We start from the raw sequence: 21,158 nt of genomic DNA, 5'->3' as shown, positions 1-21,158 counted from the left end.
TACGATATGATGCGCATCGTACTGGCCTCCTCCTTTAGGACTGGGGGCTAAACTTTGCCTCTGCGCTTTGGCGTCAGCGCCACAGATTGGGCCGAATTGGTCGAGCAGACAGCTAAAATTAATTCCCTTGAAAAAGCCCTATATATATTAGCCCATTGCAAGTAGCTTTATATGGGTGAGGAATCGAAATACCGCCATCTGAATACCAAAATATTGCATTCGCGCGCTTAATTCCTAACTTTTCACATTCAGCCTTGACGCTTTTTAGCTCACTCGGGTCTATCGCTGACTCATATAAAATTTCGTCTAATTCGACCTCCTTAGCAGACCTCGGTATAATCCCAATAAAGTCCTCATCATACCATCGTATTCCCAAATCCTTGCAAAACCCGCACACTTGGTAAGCAGGTTCATCCAGCTCAGCTGAATGATCTAATTCAAAATACTTGCTGTAGTCAGCTTCGGAGTCAAAATTCGTGCCAACCCAAATATGGACTTTTTCATACCGTTCAATATCATAAGGATCCATCTAGAAACTCCTAATTTTTATGTGCGCAAGGTGGTGGGCATCTATCACCCTTAACGCACCTGATTTAGTTGTAGTCCTGGCCAAATCTTTTATTAATTTATTATGAAATCTCTACCAGCACTACTACCATCGTGCGGCCCGCCAGGTACTGGGTTACCATGCCGATCAGTCACATTAACAAACGTAATATCGAGGTTAAGAATATGCAAAAGCTTTTCAGCTGGCATCGTCGATGCGAACTGCCAACTTTTGCGACCCATCGCGTCATAGTTGAAGCAACTGGTGGGTTTGCCTTGGGTGTGAAAAACCTCTCGGTGCGGGTCACCGCACTCGATTCCCAGCACTCGATTAACCATTAACATAATAATAAGCGATAAATTTTGATTTCCTCACTGCAAAGCCAAAAACTAAACCAAATCAACTGCAAGATCAAAAAGACCGTCTAAAGTATCGACCTTATCTAGCTCTGCCATTGAGCTCAACAACTTTTGGACTGCCATTATTTCACGAACGACACCCCCATTCTCCGCATAATTTTCATCCATTTCATAATTGATAAGATCAATGTTATTTAGTGCTGAGTCTACACACCTTATGAGATCCTCCTCATTTCCTGCCTGAACATATAAAAGCAAATACATTAATGCTATCATCAAGTTCTGCGCATATGTACCTTCCTGCGCAGAGAATTCTTCAGTATCTGGCACATTAGCTTCTACTTCATCAACAGCCTCTTTCAAATTATCTAAACCGTAATTAATAGCAGACTCTAGACCCCGAAAAAAAAGCGCGGTTAGATCCTCTCTATAGTAGTCGTCAAATGCACGCATCAGCCGGATTTGCCGATATAGATAGGCGGCAATTAACTTCGACCTCTGCGTTCTCGATAACTTTCTAAAGGGAATCATCACTTCATTGTTTCCAAATATCAAACCCCATTGCACGTGGTACCTCCTATTCTTTTCCGGCTTTTTTACCGGTTGTGTGAGTATCAGTTTTAATATTGTGTTCTTTCACCAGATGCTCGCTGTCTAGGTACACGCGTCTGGAAGCGTCGATGTTCGACGCTCCCTTACCAGCGTTGATGATGGTTTCCTCTGCATGGCCCTTGCCATTCACGACGGATATACCTTTCGCCTGAGCCCATTCCCTTTGAATTTTTAGGTACCGTTTTATCGCTCGAGGCAATGAAAAGCTGACCATCCTTCTTCAGTCCCAAAGCCGTAGTTTTAAATTTCTGATCGGTAGGATCCAGAAGCCCATGGGCTTCAGCCACAAGCCCAAGTAGCTCAGAAAGCCCCCAGGGATCAACCCAGCTAACTGAGTTCACCACATATTGGTAAAGATTAAACCCACCGAACAACCCAATCGGATCCTGGGTTAATAAACCGTCCCACCTGCGGATCGTAGTACCGAAACGTGTTGTAGTGCAGCCCCGTCTCGTCATCAAAATACTGACCCTGAAACCGCAGATTCTGCTCGACTTCATTGACGGCGAACGCTTCAACCTCGCCCCACACCTTATACGTCGCCTGCCAGACAATGCGGCCATCAATGTCCGTCATCTCCAGCGGCGTGCCGATCTGGTCGGTATGGAAGTAGTAGAGCTTCTGCTCGGCCTCACCCTCTTGCTGATCGACTCTCGCCAGCGGCGCGTAGCTGGCCAGGGTCGTAGACATACAGGCTACTCTGCCACGGCGTTTCTTCGCGCAGCATTCGCAGACCTTGCCAGACGAAATGCTTGCGTTCGGTCTGGCCGTTGATTTCGGACGTCTTGCCAATGCGTCGGCCAAGGCTGTCGTAGCGGTAGGTGCCGACGCTCTGCAGCTTGCCATTAACCAACGTTTCAGCTTTGACTAACCGATTTTCGCAGTCGTAGCTGAAGGTCTGCAGCTTGTTCAGCCCTACCCGCTTTTCAATCAAATTGCCCCACGCGTCGTAGGCATATTCCTGATCGCGCCAGCGTTTGATGCGGTTGTCTTTGATTTGGTCGAACTGGCTGGTGTTGAAGTTAAGCCGGTTCGCGGCAGCGTCGTAGCGGAACTCTTCGCTATCCACCAAGCGCCCGGTGTCGCGGCTGTGCAACTGGCCGTTGGCTTCGTATTCGTACTTGATCTCGCCGCGCAGTTTGTCGAGGGTGCGGATCAGCTCGCCGGCTGGATCGTATTCGTAGCGGCGGTTGATCGGGTTTTGGGCGTGTTCGACCAACAGGCTGTTGTCGCCGGGGTTGAGGATCTGCGAAAGCTTTTCAGCCGGCATTTTGGACGCGAACTGCCAGCTTTTACGGCCCATGGCGTCGTAGCCGAAGCAACTGGTGAGTTTGCCTTGGGTGCGAAGAACCTCGCGGTGCAGGTCGTCGCGTTCCATGTCGCTGATGAGCAGGCCGCCGAGGTTCAGTTGGTGCAGGTGACCGCTGCCGTAGTACAGGTGATTGAGGTGTTGGCCTGTCGGCAAGGTCAGCGTGGTCAGGTTACTCAGTGGATCGTATTCGTAGTCCAGCGCGCCTTGGGGTGTGGTTTCTCTGATCAGGCGGCCCAGCAGGTCGTACTCGAACGTGAGCGTTTCTTCGCCGATGCCGAGTTTTTTACCCATCGCTGTAGGCAAACGCGCGATGGACAGCAGGCGATCACCTTCGTCGTAGGTGTAATCCTGCCGTGCATCCTGATTGAGTTTGGCGAGCAGACGTCCTATCGAATCGCGTTGAAATTCGGTGCTGCGCTGTGGTCGTTCGGCACGCTCGCCGTAGCCTATTTCATCGACGCGCGTCAGATGCCCGCCGAGGTTGTAGCTGAAACGGCGTGTCAGGTTGTCGATGCGTTTTTCTTCGATCAGGCGATCGGAGGCGTCGTAAGCAAACTGGTAGGCGGCATTGTTTTCATTGACCAGGGCCGTCAGGCGAATGGCCTTGTCATACTCGTAACGAATCCGTTGGCCCTTGGCGTCCTGGCGACTGCTCGGTAATCCGCGCGCGGTACGCAGCAGACGCGTGGTCTGACCTTTGCCATCGGTGTGCGTCAGCACCTGGCCGAGGGCGTTGTAGGTAAAGGACTCGGCAGTGCCGTCAGGGTGATCGATGCGAAGTATTTCGCCGTCGGGTTTGCGCTCAAGTTTGGTGGTCTGGTTGAGGGCATCGGTGACCGCGATCAGGTGAGCGCGGTCGTCCTACGTTTAGGAGGTGCTTTTGCCTGAGCAGTTCTGAAAGCGATCGACCTGGGTGACAATCTTTAAAATTCAGGGATTAGCGACAATAAACATGTTTAATTCCTTTTGTGCATGGTCCATTTTTTGAAGCAGCGGATTCTCATAATCACTATAAATCTCCAGATACTCACGTGGTGAATTTTTTATTAGGTTTTCAGTTAAATCATCACTCACCAACTTGCATATTACTAACTCGTAATTATTTATAATTGAATGCAAAACGTTTTCAGCGCGCTCGATCTCTACGAGTCTCAAACCCGCGAGCACGTCCTTCAGCAAACACAACAGTTCATTTTTATCCATCACAACCTCTTTATATAGAACCTATATTCCTGACACCAACAATCCAGCTTTCAGGCCAATTTTGCGGCATGAGGATCTGATCTGCACCACCCTCGAATATCGTTCCGGACTTGGTAATCTGCGGGGCTACCGATCCAATATTTAGCGTAGTTCCCTTTGGTATAAGTATTTTAGCTTCAAATTGCCTTGTGTTTTTCCACTCAGGCAAAAGGGCTGCATCTAATTTCGCCTGTATACGACTAGATGCTGGAGAGGTAGATACAAAAGCACCGCCTGGCTTGGCATTACCCCCAAACACTCGATATGCGTAAATATCTTTTGTAGTTATGACTGTTTTATATTTACCGTTAGTAAATGACTCTGCCACCCAACTTGGAAGTGAAGCCTTTTCGGTTTCAGTATAACTTCCCTTTAGGCTTTCACAGCTTAATCCGAGCGGATCAATCCAATCAACAGGATTGGAGGCATACCCATACAGGTTAACCCCACCGCCAAGCCCAATCGGATCCTGCGTAATAAACCGCCCTACCTGCGGATCGTAATACCGAAACGTGTTGTAGTGCAGCCCTGTCTCGTCGTCGAAATACTGCCCCTGAAACCGTAGATTCTGCTCGACCTCGTTGACGGCGAACGCCTCAACCTCGCCCCACGCCTTGTATGTCGCCTGCCAGACAATGCTGCCATCAACGTCCGTCATTTCCAGCGCCGTGCCGATCTGGTCGGTGTGGAAGTAGTAGAGCTTTTTCTCCTCTTCGCCTTCCTGCTGATCGACTCGGGCCAGGGGCGCATAGCTGCCGGGCTCGTAGACATAAAGGCTGCTCTGCCAAGGCGTTTCTTCGCGCAGCATGCGCAGGCCTTGCCAGAGGAAATGCTTGTGTTCGGTCTGGTCGTTGATTTCGGACGTCTTGCCGATGCGCCGTCCAAGGCTGTCGTAGCGATAGGTGCCGACAGTCTCTAGTCTGCCATTGACGAGGGTTTCAGCCCGGACCAAACGGTTTCCACAGTCATAGGCGAACGTCTGCAGCTTGTTCAGCCCTACCCGCTTTTCAATCAAATTGCCCCACGCGTCGTAGGCATATTCCTGATCGCGCCAGCGCTTGATGCGGTTGTCTTTGACCTGGTCGAACTGGCTGGTATTGAAGTTCAAACGGTTCGCGGCAGCGTCGTAGCGGAACTCTTCGCTATCCACCAAGCGCCCAGTGTCGCGGCTGTGCAACTGGCCGTTGGCTTCGTATTCGTATTTGATCTCACCTCGGAGTTTGTCGAGGGTGCGGATCAGCTCGCCGGCTGGATCGTATTCATAACGCCGATGGATCGGGTTTTGCGCGTGTTCGACCAACAGGCTGTTGTCGCCAGGGTTGAGGATCTGCGAAAGCTTTTCAGCCGGCATTTTGGACGCGAACTGCCAGCTTTTACGGCCCATGGCGTCGTAGCCGAAGCAACTGGTGAGTTTGCCTTGGGTGCGAAGAACCTCGCGGTGCAGATCATCGCGTTCCATGTCGCTGATGAGCAGGCCGTCGAGGTTCAGTTGGTGCAGGTGCCCGCTGCCGTAGTACAGGTGATTGAGGTGCTGGCCTGTCGGCAAGGTCAGCGTGGTCAGGTTACTCAGTGGATCGTATTCGTAGTCCAGCGCGCCTTGGGGTGTGGTCTCTTTGATCAGCCGGCCCAAGAGGTCGTATTCGAACGTGAGGGTCTCTTCGCTAACACCGAGTTTTTTACCAATCGATGTAGGCAAACGCGCGATAGACAGCAGGCGATCCACTTCGTCGTAGGTGTAATCCTGACGTGCATCCTGGTTGAGCTTCGCCAGTAGCCGGCCAATCGAGTCACGTTCAAATTCGGTACTGCGCCGTGGTCGTTCCGCCCGATCGCCGTAGCCAATTTCATCGACACGCGTCAGATGCCCGCCAAGGTTGTAACTGAAACGGCGTGTCAGGTTGTCGATGCGTTTTTCTTCGATCAGGCGATCGGAGGCGTCGTAAGCAAATTGATAGGCGGCATTGTTTTCATTGACCAGGGCCGTCAGGCGAATGGCTTTGTCGTACTCGTAGCGAATGCGTTGGCCCTTGGCGTCCTGACGACTGCTCGGTAATCCGCGCGCGGTACGCAGCAGACGCGTGGTTTGGCCTTTGCCGTCGGTGTGCGTCAGCACCTGGCCGAGGGCGTTGTAGGTAAAGGACTCGGCGGTACCGTCCGGGTGATCGATGCGCAGCACTTCGCCGTCGGGTTTGCGTTCGAGCCGGGTCGTTTGATTCAGCGCATCGGTGACGGCGACCAAGTGGGCGCGGTCGTCGTAGGTGTAGAAGGTGCTTTTGCCTGAGCAGTCCTGAAAGCGCTCGACCTGCGCGAGGCCATTCCACCACAGATACTTCGACTTGTGCGTCGCGTCGATGATGGTGTGCGGCAGGCCGTCGTCGCTGTTGAGGTATTCGGTCTTGTGGCCAAGGGCGTCGGTTTCGGCGATGAGGTTGCCCTTGTCGTCGTAGCGCGCTTGCCAGACGCTGCCGTCCGGTTAGGACGGCCAACGCTTCCAGCGAGTCATCGTCACGCTTTAGCTATATACGATTTCCCGGCTGCGTTACCTGGCTAGCTAACATTACTGCTTGCTCATGAAGCTAACTTAGGGACCGATGATACTTTCGTTCGAGTCAGAATTCTCCAAGAAGATTCCCATCCATGCATCAATCACTGCCCAAGCATCAACATTCGGCTCCGGTGCTTCCTGTTGTTCATGCCACCAAATATAGACCTCGGTTTTTGGAAGATGGCTAGTTACAGCTATATAGTCGCCAGCGCCATTGGAAAAGAAACTGACCAGACCAGTAACGATCGCAATATCGTCATCAGCCAAATCATCTATATTCACAAAGTCCTGAAGGCGAGAAGGACCCATCGACCAATCAACATAGAAACAGAAACCATCGTGAAGTTTTGTATATAAATTCCTAACTGCCAACGGGAGCATAGATAGCTTAGGCGCTGCTGACTCTTCAGCAACGGGCTCTCCACCCAAGTAAAGACCCAGCTCATTATCTTCACGATAGATGTAAACCAAATAATTTTTATCACCTGAAGCCAATGCGGTGCCAATGACACACTTATTTAGCCATTTATAAACGGTGGGTAGCACTGATGAGAAAATTTTCCACTCGCCAGGAATCCAAACAGAAGACGTGGGTTGCAAACCGAAACCAGACCAGCTTTCTGGTATTTCGACGTCAGATGGCAACTCATCCAGAGAGAAGTAAACCGAATAGCCTGAGAGCTCAGCCCTCACATTGCTTAATGCTCTCTATGTTTTCCATCATCACTCCTGCACCTAATATTTATCAAGCAAGCTATAAATATGATTTTGAATTTCGGGCTCAAGTTCCGCAGCTTTCCGCAAGATAAAAAACCCTAAACTATAGTTATACAGGCTAAAATCTAACCAATTCTTCTCAAAGCCAGGTCAAGCATAAACAGCAGTAAATCGTCAAAACACTCAAACTCTTCGTAGACATTATCGAACGCCTGCTTATCGCGAACTTGATACATACCTGTAGACAGATCCAGTACATACTCATCTTGATCACTATCGCCAAAGACGAGAAATCCTTTTAATTCTTCTACATCACGAGAAATAACATTCATTTCAACGAATGCTAACGTTTTGGCTGTGCTCCCCACTATCGGGAGGCGCTTGGTAGAATAAACGAATACACCCTCGACAGTCAGCCCATTATGGAGTTTCAGAAACTCAAGGTAATCCTGAGGCGGCTCGCCCCCCAACTCCGCCTTACACGAACTTAGAAATACAGATAGCTCAACTTCATCTACTCCATTTGGTAGAAAACGACCCTCTTCAGATTTTTTTATCGCTATCAACTTTAACTTATTTTTGACATTAGAGTTCATAATCAGACCTCAAAGTAGTGGTGGAGGATAAATATCACCATCAATCATAGGCCACTCAACAACCTTGCTTTCGCCAGGAATCATTTTCCCTGTAAGAGTTCGCTGAGCGTTAGTCAAAACCTTGTGGTACGGCTCGTTTTTAATAAGCACTAAGTTATCGTATGAATTGGTACCTCCATCATCTAATGGTTTTACATGATGTACTTGCCAGTCCTCGTTAGGCAGCTTTCCTGCTTGCATCCTAGCCACTTCTGCATCAGTAAACCCTGAATTTTTCAGCGTTGTTATATTCTCTGATCCTTCGGAAAGATTTTTCAAATAATTCCCTCGCACCTTGCTGTCAAACTCATTCCTGAGCACTTTTACTTCAGCCGGAGCTCTTTTTGTATAAATCATCTCCTCTGTTCTCACACCTGGAAGTTCGACCTCCTCACCACGAAGCTTCCCAACAAAGCTGGTCTTCGCTGCACGAGGAGTAATCTTCACATTCCCAAGATTCGACCCGAATCCCTGCGTCTTGATCTCATACCGCGCATCAAACCACTGCCGCCCTTTCCCGGCTAGCCCGCCACCGAGGAAAGCGCCACCGAACGTCATTAATTTCTGACCATTCGAATCCTCGCCAAACCAGCGACCACCCAATATGCTGCCGCCAAAGCCTCCCAGAATACTCCCGAATAGACCCGCAATTGCGATGGCTGGAGTGGTCAAGATAGCTGCGCTACCAACTCCGATAACTCCGAGTGTCATATGGAGCCAGAACGGAACCTCAGGACTGATATCGTCGGTCTTTTTTGTACCGCCGCCTATATTGACATTGTTAGATCCCGAGCTGATTTTCCCGTCGCAAACAGTATGGTCGCCCACTCGAGCGGCAGGCTGGCCGTTGATAAATACAGTGTCACTACCTTCGGCAATTATCTGCGGTGCAGACCCATGCTTGTCACAAGTGGCAGTATCCAGGTGTGCGCGAGCAGCAGGTTTGCCATTCGTGTGAACATTCTCGGATCCTTTAAATATTTGACCGGCCTTATTAATGCAACAAGAGAGGCTACCGATGAGCTCGCCGATGCCTGCCGACATGGTTATGACAGCACCCACGACTGCTACAGCCGCTAATCCTCCCGAAGCGACAATAGAAACGCCCGCAGCAGCAGCAACGACTACGGCAGCCGCTCCCACTGCCAACCCTAAAAGCAAACCTTCTAAGGCAGCAGAGTGTTCGATAGGGTCTCCGACCCTTGCCGCCGCACTCATACCGACACAGCCTCTCCGTCGGTAGTGTCGGGCGCTGCATCAGGCCTGCGCAGTTCCAGGGTGTCGATAATGGAAAAGAACGCCGCGCGCTCTTCGGGGGTCATGCCTTTGGTGCCGTTACTGGTGGCAGTGATCTGCATCAGCAGGGGCTGTTGCTGCTCGTCCTGGTGCAGAAAGATGACCTGCAACTGATGCACAGGCTGACCTTGCTGCCGCCATTTGAACTCCACCTGCCGTGCATCAACACCCGCTATCTGCGTCGGGAAGAGTGGCTCAACCCACTGCAGATGTGAAAGGGACTTTCCCAGTTCTTTAAGGAGTTGCTGCGCGACCGTTTCAAGATCGGCATCATCCTCGACAACCGACCGGCCAACAACGACAGACAACGGGCTTGGCCCGATATCCGTCAATGTGAACACATGAAAGGTCTTGTCCTTGAAACCCACAGGCCGCACGAAACTCAGCTCGTTGGTCAGAAAACGTTCCGACGGCGGAGGTGGTGCGTCAAGCGCTTCCTGCGCCAAGCGTTCCTCTTCCTGGCGCTGCTCTTCGCGAAGCCGTTGCTCGGAAATACGATCGTAAATGCTCGTCCGCATTGGGGCGTTCCTTGTCCGTCAGCTTATTTGTTCAAGTTGATGATCGTTCTGCCTTCGACATCGACCACGTTGCCAGACAAGGTGATCGTCCCGTCTGATTTCATGACCAGCTTGCTGGCGCCCACTTCCAGCGTGATGGACGTTGCGGCCTTGATCTTGACCTCTCCCTTATCGACGGTGACGAAGTAAGAGCCGTCCTCAACCGCAATGCTGGTTTCAAGTTTGATAGTTTCGGAGTGCTTGCCGTCCACCTTGATCTTGCGATTGCCGCCGACGGTATGGCTCTCGTCGACCTCAATCTCAGTATCCAGATTGCGCTCGGCGTGCATGATGATTTGTTCAGCACCTGCCTTGTCTTCAAACCGGAAAAAGTTGGCATTGGCGCCCTTGCCCTTCGTCGACCGCGTCAAAAACCCGCTCTGCGTCTTGTTCGCGGGCAGCGACCACGGCGGTGTGTTCTGGCTGTTGTAGAGGCTGCCCATGACCAGCGGGCGGTCGGGGTTGCCGTCGAGGAAGACGACGACGACTTCATCGCCCACGCGCGGGATCTGGATGCTGCCGAAACCGCCGCTGGCGCCGGACTGGGCGACGCGGACCCAGCAGGAGCTGTGGTCGTTGTACTGGCCGTTGCGGTCCCAGTGGAACTGGATTTTTACGCGACCCAGTTCGTCGGTGAAGATTTCTTCGCCTGGCGGGCCGACGATGATGGCGGTCTGCGGACCGGGAATCGTCGGGCGCGGCGTGGACAGTTGCGGGCGGAACGGAATCTTTTTGCGCACGCAGGTGAAGGTGTTGTAGTAGCTCGCCGGATGGCCGTTGAGGTAGTTGTTGTGGCCTTCGCTTTCAACGCCCATGAGCAGAAACTGTCGGTCTTCGGCCGAGCCTTGATCGTGGTCGTAATGCTGCAGCAGTTCGAAGGTGTAGCCGGGTTTCATCGCACGGCAGTTGCTCGCGCCGCTGAAACTTTTGCCCTTGAGTTCCAGTGCTTCGACCCGCAGACGCACCAGCGCTTCGCCCTCGTCGTAAGTGCCGTGGGTGTATTGACCGGGGAAGTCGTAGATCTCGAAGTTCTCGACATCGCCCTGTTTGTTCAGGCTGTTCATCGTCACCGGCAGGCGGTTTTTCGGCTGGCGGTAGTCGAAGGTCTGGACGGCGATCTTGCCGGACTGCAGCTGGCGGTTGCCGCTCCACTGGGTGATGGAGTCTGCCGTCTCGGTGACGGAGGCGGTGTGAAAACGGATCTGAGGTTGTTCAGGCAATGGCACCAGCGTGCTGGAGTCATCGCAGATGATCATGGTGTGGCCTTCGGCGGTGTGCTCGAAGTAGTAAAACATCCCTTCTTCTTCCAGCAGACGCTGGACGAAGTTGAAGTCGGTTTCGCGGTACTGGGTGATGTAGGTGTAACGCTTCTGAGGTTTGGTCAGGCGGAACTCATGCCGGGAAAACGCCGGACACAGCGCGAAGACCTGGGTGACGACCTCCTCGACCGTATTGCCTTGAAAAATCCGCGTATCGAAGCGGTTTTTCAGCATTGAGAACCAGGGATTCAGGGTCGCGGTATACCGGGCCATGCCACCGTCGCTGCCGATGCTGGCGAAGCGCGTCAGGTAGCCGGCCAGATAGCGCGGCGAACCAGTGGCGAGCTCGATTTCGATGGTGACCAATTGGCCCATCATGGACTTGAGCTCAACCCCGGAATCCTCGCAGACCAGCAGCAGTTCAAAGCTATACGCCTGCGACAGTCCTTCGCGCCCTTTGAAGGATTCGATCAGCAGTTGCTGCTCAGGATTGGCGAGGTTATTGAACTTGAACAAACGCCGGTTCTGAGGCGAGAACAACGCGGCAAGGTCCATCGACATGTGTATCTCCTTGGAGGCATGGGGAACAACGCTACCGCCATGCTCGGCAACAACAGGTTACGAGCAACCGGGGGAACAGATTTCCCGTTGCACCATCGCGGATTAATCCCGTGCGCGTCGATACGCGTACGCACTTCCACCCCGTTCGAATCGTTCAGTACACGGGTGCTTTGTCACAACTGGACAATGCGACCGCTAAACAATGCGAAAGTGCCACTAGGGCATCAAAAATGAGAATGGGGTCGCAGTCTCAAAAACGTTACAGATGCTTGAGCGCGAGGAAGGAGACACCTGCGAGCAGCACCGTGTCAACCCGTAAACCCATTTTTGCGAAGTGATGCGCAGTGCGCTGGTTCACTCTTCCCATAATATTCAGAAAAAAATCAAAAGCTTTGGAGGCGATTAAATCCAGCAGTGACAGTAAGTTATCGGCAAATCAGCACAATTTGATATTCATATGACATCATTGCCGAGTGTAACGCAGATGAGAAAAATGCAGCGCTGTTGGAAATTAAATGCGCAAATGACGGTCTGACTTGCCACTAGTGGCTCTGTGATATCGAAATTTCACGTTGATGCTCGGTATCTGGCAAGCGGCTCTCACTCAAGGACTGTGATGTGTAAATGGACCTTCTAGCCCACGTCCCTAGTTGGGACGACATCGAACGAAACCTGGATCATAAATTCAGCGAACTGAACCAGAGTGTCAGCCATGGTTTGCAGAGCGCCCATGACGGCTGGGACGGTTTCACCCGCCGGGTCAGTAACGGCGCGAGCCAGGCCTATGGCGCGATGGGTGGCCACCGGATCGACTATGTTCGGCAGGCTATGGCCCTTTCCTACCCGATAGTGCTGAACGACCTCACGCGCAAGTTGGCGTCTATCAACATCACGGAAATCTTGCCGGTGTTGCTCAAGCTGGTGCGGGAAGTGGTGATGGTTCTGGGTGGCAGCGTTGCGGTGGGCGGCGCAATTGGAGGCGCAGTCGGCTCTCTTGCTTTCGGCGCGGGTGCGCTGCCGGGTGCAGCGGTCGGCGGCAGTATTGGTTTGGAAGTGGGAAATCTCATTCTCATGTCGCTGGGGCTGGCGTCCATAGCCGAATATTTCTGGCAGGGCATCCCCCCATGCGCAAGCAGTTTGTCTGAAGGGTTCGGCACCGCATGGGGAGCCGAAGATGGCTTGAAACCCCCAGGTCTTGACCCAACCGGCGGTTCAGCCGCGCTGATCCAAGAGCGCACTGAACGCGCCGCCCGACAACTCGCAAGCGGGCAGGAGCAACTGGTCCTATTGCTGCTGACCGCCATCGTGACGTTTTTAATGCGCGGACAAATCAAGTCCGGTGTGCTGAACACTATGGACAGCGTCGCGTCACGAAGTGTGAGGCTGCAGGCCGAAATCACGAACAAGGAATTCGCGGCGTGGTTGGCGCGCAATGAGCAGAAGCTTCTCGAACTGAAGGAGTTGCAACCGAAGGATCCGGCGCAGTTAGCCCGACCACCAGCCACCCCGGAGCCGCAACCTATTCAAGGTAGCGTTGAGGCGGAGGCGAAAACTCTCCCGAATAGCTCACGAACCCGACTGCCTAGGACCAGAGGGAAATGGGGGCCGGACGGCCGGGGGGTCCCTGGCGAAAGCAATTGGTACTCCGAAATTCCTGCAGTAAATGAGATTACGGGTGGCAGACCAATTCCGTTTTCTAACGGCCGACCTGACTTTTCAGAATGGTCAAAGGGTGTAATCAAGTTCGAACCTGGAGCGCTCGACGGATCTCAGGCCGACTTCAAAGCAGTGTATCTAAAGATCCAAGAAGCCAAGGGCTTAGACAGCCCGAACGCCGCAAAGCAGTTACTCAGGCAGCTCTCCCTCACGCCGCATCATCTGGATAGCGAAACAATTCAATTGATACCATCCAGTCTCCATGGCAACATCCCACACATCGGATCAGCATCAGATTTGAGAATAAAATGAAAGAAATCAGTAAAAGCATAATTGATAAGTTAGGGGCCCAACGCACCGCGTCAACACCGCGCGCGAATCAAAAATCCCTCCCTGCAGGCTGCACCCTAAATAAAATTTTAATTGATTTGGGAAGCGACTTTGTAGAAGGAATTACATTTACTCGAGGCGCAAAAATACGAAGAGGTTTGAACATTTATAATCTTGATATTATTTACGGAGAAGCCCCTGACGACAATAATATATACTATCGTAACGAGATGTATTCAGGAAGAATACCTAAAAACACTTATACCTTCGGCGAATCGCCAACAGGCGATCAATTCTGTATCAGCTGCTTGACGGGCGAGGTTTACTACTGGGTGCATGATGCAGCCGATGGTGAAATCGATACATTCTTACTGGCTCCTAGTCTGGATGCTTTTTTTAAAGAGCTTGGTGCCGACGAGTCAACTGACATGGAAGCGTTGGCAAAAAGCAAAAAAATAACTAGCATCGATTTAGACTTTTAAATTACTTGCAGTTTGCCTGTTTAGTCACGCCGTAAAATCGACGCCTGATCAACTGTTCTAACAGTTCCGCCGAAAAAATGATAAACCGCTAGCGAGGTGATGATAAAGAAGAGCACCGTTACTGGCTAAGCTTGAAATAAATTTTAGAGAGCCCGTCGCCCTGGCTTTTTAAGGCAGCGGAATGGAAAGAGTTATTGAAAAAAATGTCGCCGACCGAGCTTAGTGCTTGCGGAAACTCGTCAAAGTGTAGGCAGGGTAATTCACCAAACCCTTCGATCAGAGGCCATAAGCTTGGAGATTTTTATCAAGCCGGGGAGAACCTGTACTGATATCACTAGGTAGCTACGTTTGACTATGCCATGCGGTATCAATCGCTGCTGTTTTGTGGATAGTGGAACACTCGGCTTGGATTGACCGAGCGCACAAGTCTCCTAGAATAGTCATTTTGTTACGCCATGCCCCTCTACCACGCGCGGAAAAGCGATTGCTATCACCGTCGACCGCAGAGCTGCGCGTCCGCACTGCGTCATCTACGACGCGCTGTACAAAATCATGCTACAAGCTAGGAAACTCGTCTAGGTGAGCGGGTGTGCTGTTAGAGTTATCCGACTCAGCTGATCGAGAAGGCGCCATGCAGCCAGGCAGACTCAATTACTGAAGTCACCTTCGGACCAGAGACTTGCCGAAAAATGTAGCCGGTGATCCATCGCGATCATATGGCTTTGAACTAATAGGATCAGGAACTAAAAGACGGCAAATAACATTCCGATAAGCGCAATCATGACTCGCCTTTCCCCGTTGCTGCGCGCCGGGAACGAAAGCGAAGACGTATGGGGTCTCTGACTGAGGGCGCGAAACGCCAGCTCTGAAATGGATGCGTGAAGTCAGGTCTCAGGATAACTACGTCAGCGAAATCCAACTAAAACACCGACAAGGGATGTCAATATGGCCCAGCCCCTCTGGCGAGCGGGTGTACTACGAAAGCTACCTGACTCAGCAGATCCAGAAAGCGCTGTGCAGCCAGACGGCCTATCTGTTCTTGCTTGAGCTCGGGAACACGATCACGTACAGCTACTCCAGCACCCAGGCCGAGCCTATCACCGAGATAACCTTCGGCCCGGAGACCTGTCGCTGATCTTCACCGATGAGCGATCAGAATCCATTGTCGTACGTCGCAGACCACATCCGGGATCTAATTGCACACGGACTGAGAACTCAACTCCCTGACGGGCGACCACCAGAAAGGCCTCTCGAATATCTGAGATAACTCGGCGGCCCCATCTACTACCAAAGGTTTCTGAGCCAAAAAAGACATGCGACTTTACTGAGACAGCCAAGGTTGAGTGAGTAAGGTGCCTGGCATATGAAGTTGTATATATCCGATGAAAAATATCATCGACACGCAGAATAACCATTGAAGTCGGCTGAGTCCCGCAATCCGATAGATTGCCTGCAATGGTTTTCGCCAGCGGTAGTCCCGGTCTGCCGGCCTTGCACTGGCCGATTGCAGTGCACCGATCACTCCGACAATCACATAGGTAGCGAGGCCTAACGCACCAAGCCATTTCCAGAATACACAGCCCAGCATTAGCAGAGGGCCGCTGCTGCGTATCACCAGATAGCGGCGATCCGAGGTCAGTCTGTGCCGCGCGCACCACTTGCTGATAGTCAGATCAAGGTCATACATCGTCGCTGCCAATGAGACCCAATGGGTAGACAGCCATTTGCCGAATTGTGCCCCAAGCAGCCCGCCCAGCGCGTACAACGGCAGCATGAACAGAACGAACAGGAGGTCATAATCGGCCAGATTATGGAGGGCAAGACCGATGGTCAACGCACATGCGGCGCGCTTCACTCCATAGGGTGAAGCCTTTGGGACGATCAACGTCTGCCAGAACCAGGGATTGTGGTTGGGAAACAAGCCCAGTAAGTCAGGAAAACGAGAGGCAAAGGTTTCTGACAGCTGTTCGCAGGCCTGCCAGTCAGGCTCTGTGAAGCCTTCGGCCAGTTCCCGTTGCAGGTCCGGCCGGGACGTGAGCAAGAACAGCGCCGCAGCATTGGCTCGCGGACTTGGAGATTGCTGATGCTGCTCCGCCAGGGCGTGCAGCTCGTTGAACCAGGCACGGTGCTCGCTACGGCTGCGTAACGCGTGCCACTGCTGGTCGGCAATAGGCACCACTCCCCCATCGATATCCCAACCAAACAGCTGACACACTTGCTGGAACAACAGCGGTGACCAGTCTTCGGTCTCAAGGAACAGGCTCAGTACATGCACTTGCAGTGCCTGGCGACGTGCCAAATCCGCGAGCCACGCTTGTCGGACACTGTGCTGCAGGCAGCTGAAGAATTCATCTTCCTCGCCCCCTGCCATCCTTTTATCAAGTTCCCGATAAAGGGCTGTCGTGATCTTAAAGACGAGGCGTTGTTGCTCAGACTCAGGAAAGGCGATTTGTTGCCAGGGTGTCAACCATTGACGCTGCTCGAGCCCCCATTCCAATAAGGCCGCATTTGCGTTCGGCTCATTCACGCAACGCTTGAACAGCAGCCTTTCGAGCTCGGCGGCACATCCTGTGGCCAAGGCTTCGGTCCAGCATCGATCAATCGCTGAGTCATCGAGTCCGGACAACAGCTCAACGGCACGCTCATACATGGAGGGCGTGATTTTCGAGATTGAGCCTGGCCTGTTTTGCCCAATGGGCGGCAGGTTCGCGGGATGGGTGCAGGCGAGTGCATCTGGTTCGTCGTGTTCGCGCAAAATCTGCAGCGCTTGTTCGTAAGCTTCACGCAGGTGCTGGAAGCCCACCGGATCCTCATCAGGACGGCTGACCTTGAGCAGCTTGGCGTATTGCCGTTTGACGCTGCGCTCGTCGGATCGACCAGGGAGATCAAGAACCTTCCAGCAATCGAAAGTAGATTCCATGGGTCAGTGTCCACTCCCCTTTTCGAGCAAGGCGATACGCTCATTCAGCTCATGGCGGGTTTGACGGATTATCCGTTCATCCTGGGTGGCAAGCGCTTGCTGAAAGCGGCTTGCCCAATGATCGATCTGCTCTCGGCGGTCGCCCAGGCTTTCCTGATAAAGGCGTTCCAGACGGGCTACCAGCAGCGTATTGATTTGCTGATCGCGCGGATGCACCTTGAGCGCTGCCAGCGCTTGGAGGCGCTCGGCAATCTCATCATTGCTCAGCACCCCAGGATTGTTCTGGATGACCAATGCATGCTGCTCTCCAGTGGCGGGGATGCTGACTTGGCATTCCAGGATGCCGTTATTGTCGTAGGTAAATCGCACATCCAGATCCACGACCCCGCCCGTGTTGGGCGGTACCGGGATCTCCAGTTCCCCCAGAGCGATGTTGTCCCGAACCAGGCGGCTTTCACCCTGATAAATTTTGACCAGTACGCGTTCCTGCGACTCGTCAACGGTGCAGACGGTTTTAACCCGACTTACCGGAACTGTACTGTTGCGCTCAATGATTGGCAGATAATGCCCGCCTTCATGGATTTGCCCTACGAATTGCGCGGTTTCGATCCCCAAGGTATAGGAACATACGTCGGTCAGAACAACCTCCTCTAATGCAGCACTGCGGGACTTCAGCGCCGCCTGAATGGCTGCACCGTGAGCAACGGCTTCGTCAGGGTTGACATGAATTGAAGGGAAACGACCGAAGAGCCCAGCGGCCAGTTTGCGTACCAAGGGCATGCGTGTGGTACCACCCACCAGAAGGACCTCATCGAGCTCATTGACTCGAATCCGGGCATCTCGCAGCGCACGCTCGATAGGGTTGCGCAGTCGCTCAAGCAATGGCGCAAACAATGTGGCCACATCATCTTGGGTGAAAACATGTTTCCACTGCTGTCCATCTGCAAGCAAAACGAACTCAGCCCAGCTTTCATTTCCTAACGCCTGGCGCACTCGCTCAGCTTCTCGGCGTAGGGGTTGGGCTATCGATTGCGCTTCCGGAAACCCAGGCTGCCCACGCTGTGTCTGAATAAACCGCTCAGCCAGCAACTGATCGAAATCTTCACCGCCAAGGTAATTGTCGCCAGCGCTGGCCCGTACCTCCATGACACCCTCGAACAGCTCAAGGATAGAGACGTCAAAAGTTCCGCCGCCCAGATCGAAGACCAGGAATGAGGTTTCCTTATTCTGCTGAGGCAATCCATAGGCTAGCGCCGCGGCGGTAGGTTCGTTAATCAGCTTGTCGACTTTCAGTCCGGCCAACTCGCCCGCAATGCGGGTGGCATGGCGCTGTGCATCACTGAAATAAGCAGGGACGCTGATCACCGCCTCATTCACCGGTTTGCCATAGGCACGTTCGACATCTTCCTTGAGACTCCTGAGCACCAATGCCGAAAGCTCTTCCGGGCGCAATGATCTCGGACCTAATTGCACGGTGTGAGCACTGCCCATGTGGCGTTTGAATAGCGCCGTGGTCATGGTCGGATGCGTATGCAGGCGCTCACGCGCGGCCTGGCCTACGAGAATCCGCCCCTGGTCGTCCAACCCTACGACAGAAGGGGTCAGCAATTGGCCCAACGCGTTGGGCACCAAAACACTGGCGTCGTTATCCCAGACGGCGACCAAACTGTTGGTGGTCCCAAGGTCAATCCCTATGATCATCAACGTATCCTTTTCTTTGCGACGCAAGAGCCGCAGATATTAACGAGCCTCAGCGGACCTTAGGTCATCCTCTGGACACTCATTTACTGTTGCCTGTTCGAAACGCTCTTGAAGGATGCGCCGTGCAGTTGACGAGGCGAGATAAGTGCCAATCAGTTCTGCCAGTTCTTCTATCTTGAGCTTTTTGTTGTCCCGGCAAAACTGCACGAGTTGCAATTGAACCCAGCGGCTTTTCTTATTCAGTCTGGCGCCGGGCGCAAAGAAGGAGCGGGAGATCAATTCAGGCATTGGCGCATCGTCTTCAAGCAACAGATTCAGCATGATGCCTTTGCCGACATGCAGGCCGAAATCATTGATGTGCTCGATTGGCAAAGGCGCTTTGAGGTTGGCGAAAACGAAATGGTCAGGCGTTAACAGCAAGGCAGTGGTGTCCGCCCGCAACACCAGGCGAAGCGTGTAAGGCAGACCGATCGCCGCGAGCGCCATCAGCACGCCACCGATGATGTAAACCATGGATGTTTGACCTTTGAACACTTCCGGATACAGCCAGGCGAAAGGCAGCAAACCTGCCCCAGCCAGGAAAACCAGGCCCACGATGATGAGTGTGATGATCCCTCGCACGCGCCCACCTTCGTGCAATGGCAGGTCACTGCTAACCTTACTGGCGTACGCACGCAATTGCTCGACGGTTTCGGCATCGAGCGCGACGTAATGACCCAGGAAGGTCTCGGTGATACAGCCGTGAAGCTGTTGCGGGGCGACGAAATAGCGGTCCATCGCGGCGCAGGCCTGGACCGCGTCGACCGGATGGATAGCGCTGCGAACCGCCTCGTCGACCGTGACCTGCAATGAGGCGATTCGCTCACCATTGGAAGGGTGAGTATCGGAGGGGTGAGCTAGTTGAGTGGCCAGTTCTTCTTCAGGCAAGGTCAATACCTGATCGCTGAGCTCGTGAAGCACGAGGCTCGGCAGATTGGTTGGCATCACATAGCCGGGCCTGGGGTTGGTCGCATCGCCTACGTGCTTGCCGAGGCGCTCCTGCAAGATGGGCTCAAGTGCGGAGATGCGCAATAAGGCCGAAGCGATTGCAATGTTACTGGCCACCTGCGCACCCGCAGCATCGGCAGCGAGTTCCCGAACACGGCCCCAGTGATTGACGGCGTGGTCAAAACTTTCCATGAAGTGCATCCCCAGCATCAGCGCTGGACGCAGAATCGTGCGCTGGAGCAAACCGCTGCTGAGCATGGTCTGAAAGATCGCTTCCAGGCTGCGGCTGATACCGTCGTAGATCGGCAAAAATCGCTGGCTGTATTCCGTATCGGCGCCGACGAAGTGGGCCAGTTCATGGCCAATCACTGCGCGTGTCTGCGCTTCATCGAGCAGGCCCAGGTACACGATTGGGACATGCAGCGTTCGCCCTGAGAGGTGTGCGTCGCAAGGCAACAGATTGACTTCGCTTGAGGTGACGTAAAAACCTTCACTCATGCCCAGCACAATGTGGTCGGGCTGCAACGCGTCGAGTCGCTGCGCCAGATCGCGCACGAAGTCCCACAGCAATGGCGCTTGCTCCGGCGTCACGGACTGACCGAGAACCACCATGGCGGTGGGCTTGAACATATGCAGCATGACCTTTAACTGCTTGCCCATGGCCCAGATGGAATAGAGGCAAACCAACCCTGTGATGAAGGCGGCCGCCATCAGCTTTAACTCGCCGGGGGACATTCGGCCTGCGTGCCAGAGTCCCAGCCCTTCGTAAATCAGAATGGCAGCGACGGCCGCAGCCATGGCAAAGATGTGCCCGCTCAGAACGAACGGCAGGACGCGACTGACCCGGGTAAAGGAGTGAAGCAATCGCTCACGCGACTCAAGGGCGCGAGAACCGGCCCAGGCCAAGGACAGAAGTCCGAGGGAACCTACAAGTGCGGCCATGAACCCCAGAATGACGACACTCCAGGCAATGCCAGCCGTGACCCGCGTCAGCACAAGGACCTGGCGGTTATCGTCCTCTGCCTTCCCAAAGCGAATCATAGCCAGATCCACGCTGACTCGGCGGTCATTGATCTCGATCCAGGCATTCTTGTCCTGGCTCGCCATCTCCCGAAGTTGCACACCAATATTGGCAAGCTCTGCCTGGTGCCGAACCAACTGGTTGTAGCTGTCGGTACTGCGTTGCAACTCCCAAGCGCCTGACAATCCGAGGAGCACAGGCAACAGGATCAATAAAACGACAAGCTTCATCTTTCGCATCATTTGACACTCAACAATCAGTGCATCGCCGCCGACCCGGCACGGCGAGCTGAACATCCCTTTAACAAAAACCGAGGCTTTTGAGCTCCTGGCAACTGGCGGCAGATGAGTTGGACTGCCGCTGTGTTGCAGACGGCGTTATACCCTGAATACCCAGTTTTCAGTACCCCGAGCGAGCAC

At 53.2% G+C, this 21,158-nt stretch carries 15 protein-coding genes and 2 pseudogenes; 3 read left to right on the top strand and 14 right to left on the bottom strand.

Annotated features, from left to right (window positions below):
• Positions 1–118: 118 nt before the first annotated feature.
• The 11 genes and pseudogenes from BMY73_RS06400 to tssI all read right to left on the bottom strand — a co-directional run bounded on the left by BMY73_RS06400 (position 119) and on the right by tssI (position 11,642).
• The gene (locus BMY73_RS06400) at positions 119–529 is read right to left on the bottom strand and encodes an immunity 22 family protein (RefSeq protein WP_092405870.1); all 411 of its coding nucleotides are present in this window, start codon (positions 527–529) and stop codon (positions 119–121) included.
• Positions 530–936: 407 nt separating this feature from the next.
• Positions 937–1,473, bottom strand: coding sequence for a hypothetical protein (locus BMY73_RS06390; RefSeq protein WP_092405868.1), 537 nt, complete (start codon positions 1,471–1,473; stop codon positions 937–939).
• A 10-nt stretch (positions 1,474–1,483) separates the two neighbouring features.
• Positions 1,484–1,648, bottom strand: coding sequence for a hypothetical protein (locus tag BMY73_RS28515; RefSeq protein WP_256571114.1), 165 nt, complete (start codon positions 1,646–1,648; stop codon positions 1,484–1,486).
• A gap of 172 nt (positions 1,649–1,820) precedes the next feature.
• Positions 1,821–3,748: pseudogene (locus tag BMY73_RS28510) on the bottom strand (RHS repeat-associated core domain-containing protein); the annotation flags it as partial.
• 12 nt (positions 3,749–3,760) lie between these two features.
• Positions 3,761–4,033 carry a hypothetical protein gene (locus BMY73_RS06370; protein WP_092405866.1) on the bottom strand — a complete coding sequence of 91 codons (273 nt, stop codon included), beginning with the start codon at positions 4,031–4,033 and terminating at the stop codon, positions 3,761–3,763.
• Positions 4,034–4,448: 415 nt separating this feature from the next.
• Positions 4,449–6,545: pseudogene (locus tag BMY73_RS06365) on the bottom strand (RHS repeat-associated core domain-containing protein); the annotation flags it as partial.
• 108 nt (positions 6,546–6,653) lie between these two features.
• Positions 6,654–7,310 (bottom strand): hypothetical protein, encoded by a 657-nt coding sequence (locus BMY73_RS06355; protein ID WP_092405864.1) that lies wholly within the window; start codon positions 7,308–7,310, stop codon positions 6,654–6,656.
• 149 nt (positions 7,311–7,459) lie between these two features.
• A complete protein-coding gene (locus tag BMY73_RS06350) occupies positions 7,460–7,930 on the bottom strand; it encodes a YrhA family protein (protein WP_092405862.1) in 471 nt (156 codons plus the stop codon).
• A gap of 9 nt (positions 7,931–7,939) precedes the next feature.
• Positions 7,940–9,187: a PAAR domain-containing protein gene (locus BMY73_RS06345; protein WP_092405860.1), complete on the bottom strand. Its 1,248-nt coding sequence runs from the start codon at positions 9,185–9,187 to the stop codon at positions 7,940–7,942.
• Complete coding sequence (locus tag BMY73_RS06340) at positions 9,184–9,783, bottom strand: DcrB-related protein (RefSeq protein WP_092405858.1); 600 nt, start codon at positions 9,781–9,783, stop codon at positions 9,184–9,186. The genes BMY73_RS06345 and BMY73_RS06340 overlap by 4 nt, the downstream gene beginning before the upstream one ends.
• A gap of 23 nt (positions 9,784–9,806) precedes the next feature.
• Positions 9,807–11,642, bottom strand: coding sequence for a type VI secretion system Vgr family protein (tssI, locus tag BMY73_RS06335; RefSeq protein WP_092405856.1), 1,836 nt, complete (start codon positions 11,640–11,642; stop codon positions 9,807–9,809).
• Between the two features lie 624 nt (positions 11,643–12,266).
• On the opposite strand from tssI, the gene BMY73_RS27840 reads away from it, so the two are divergent.
• From BMY73_RS27840 to BMY73_RS06320, 3 genes are all read left to right on the top strand, one after another.
• Complete coding sequence (locus tag BMY73_RS27840; RefSeq protein ID WP_139214119.1) at positions 12,267–13,610, top strand: DUF6861 domain-containing protein; 1,344 nt, start codon at positions 12,267–12,269, stop codon at positions 13,608–13,610.
• Positions 13,607–14,110, top strand: coding sequence for an SMI1/KNR4 family protein (locus BMY73_RS06325; RefSeq protein ID WP_092405854.1), 504 nt, complete (start codon positions 13,607–13,609; stop codon positions 14,108–14,110). Before BMY73_RS27840 ends, BMY73_RS06325 begins: the two co-directional genes overlap by 4 nt.
• 937 nt (positions 14,111–15,047) lie before the next feature.
• Positions 15,048–15,245 carry a hypothetical protein gene (locus BMY73_RS06320; protein WP_139214117.1) on the top strand — a complete coding sequence of 66 codons (198 nt, stop codon included), beginning with the start codon at positions 15,048–15,050 and terminating at the stop codon, positions 15,243–15,245.
• A 186-nt stretch (positions 15,246–15,431) separates the two neighbouring features.
• On the opposite strand, the gene BMY73_RS06315 is transcribed toward BMY73_RS06320, so the two are convergent.
• The 3 genes from BMY73_RS06315 to BMY73_RS06305 are packed head-to-tail and all read right to left on the bottom strand — an operon-like array spanning position 15,432 to position 20,978.
• On the bottom strand, positions 15,432–17,030 hold the full coding sequence (locus tag BMY73_RS06315) for a hypothetical protein (protein ID WP_092405850.1): 1,599 nt from the start codon (positions 17,028–17,030) through the stop codon (positions 15,432–15,434).
• A 3-nt stretch (positions 17,031–17,033) separates the two neighbouring features.
• Positions 17,034–18,731, bottom strand: a complete 1,698-nt coding sequence (locus BMY73_RS06310) for a molecular chaperone HscC (RefSeq protein ID WP_092405848.1) — start codon at positions 18,729–18,731, stop codon at positions 17,034–17,036.
• A 39-nt stretch (positions 18,732–18,770) separates the two neighbouring features.
• Positions 18,771–20,978, bottom strand: coding sequence for a M48 family metallopeptidase (locus BMY73_RS06305; RefSeq protein ID WP_092406147.1), 2,208 nt, complete (start codon positions 20,976–20,978; stop codon positions 18,771–18,773).
• Between the last annotated feature and the right edge of the window lie 180 nt (positions 20,979–21,158).

The sequence above is a fragment of the Pseudomonas sp. NFACC02 genome, from assembly GCF_900110765.1.
Lineage (GTDB): Bacteria > Pseudomonadota > Gammaproteobacteria > Pseudomonadales > Pseudomonadaceae > Aquipseudomonas.
The sequence above is the reverse complement of the archived record's forward strand: the minus strand, read 5'-3'. Positions and strand labels throughout refer to the sequence as shown.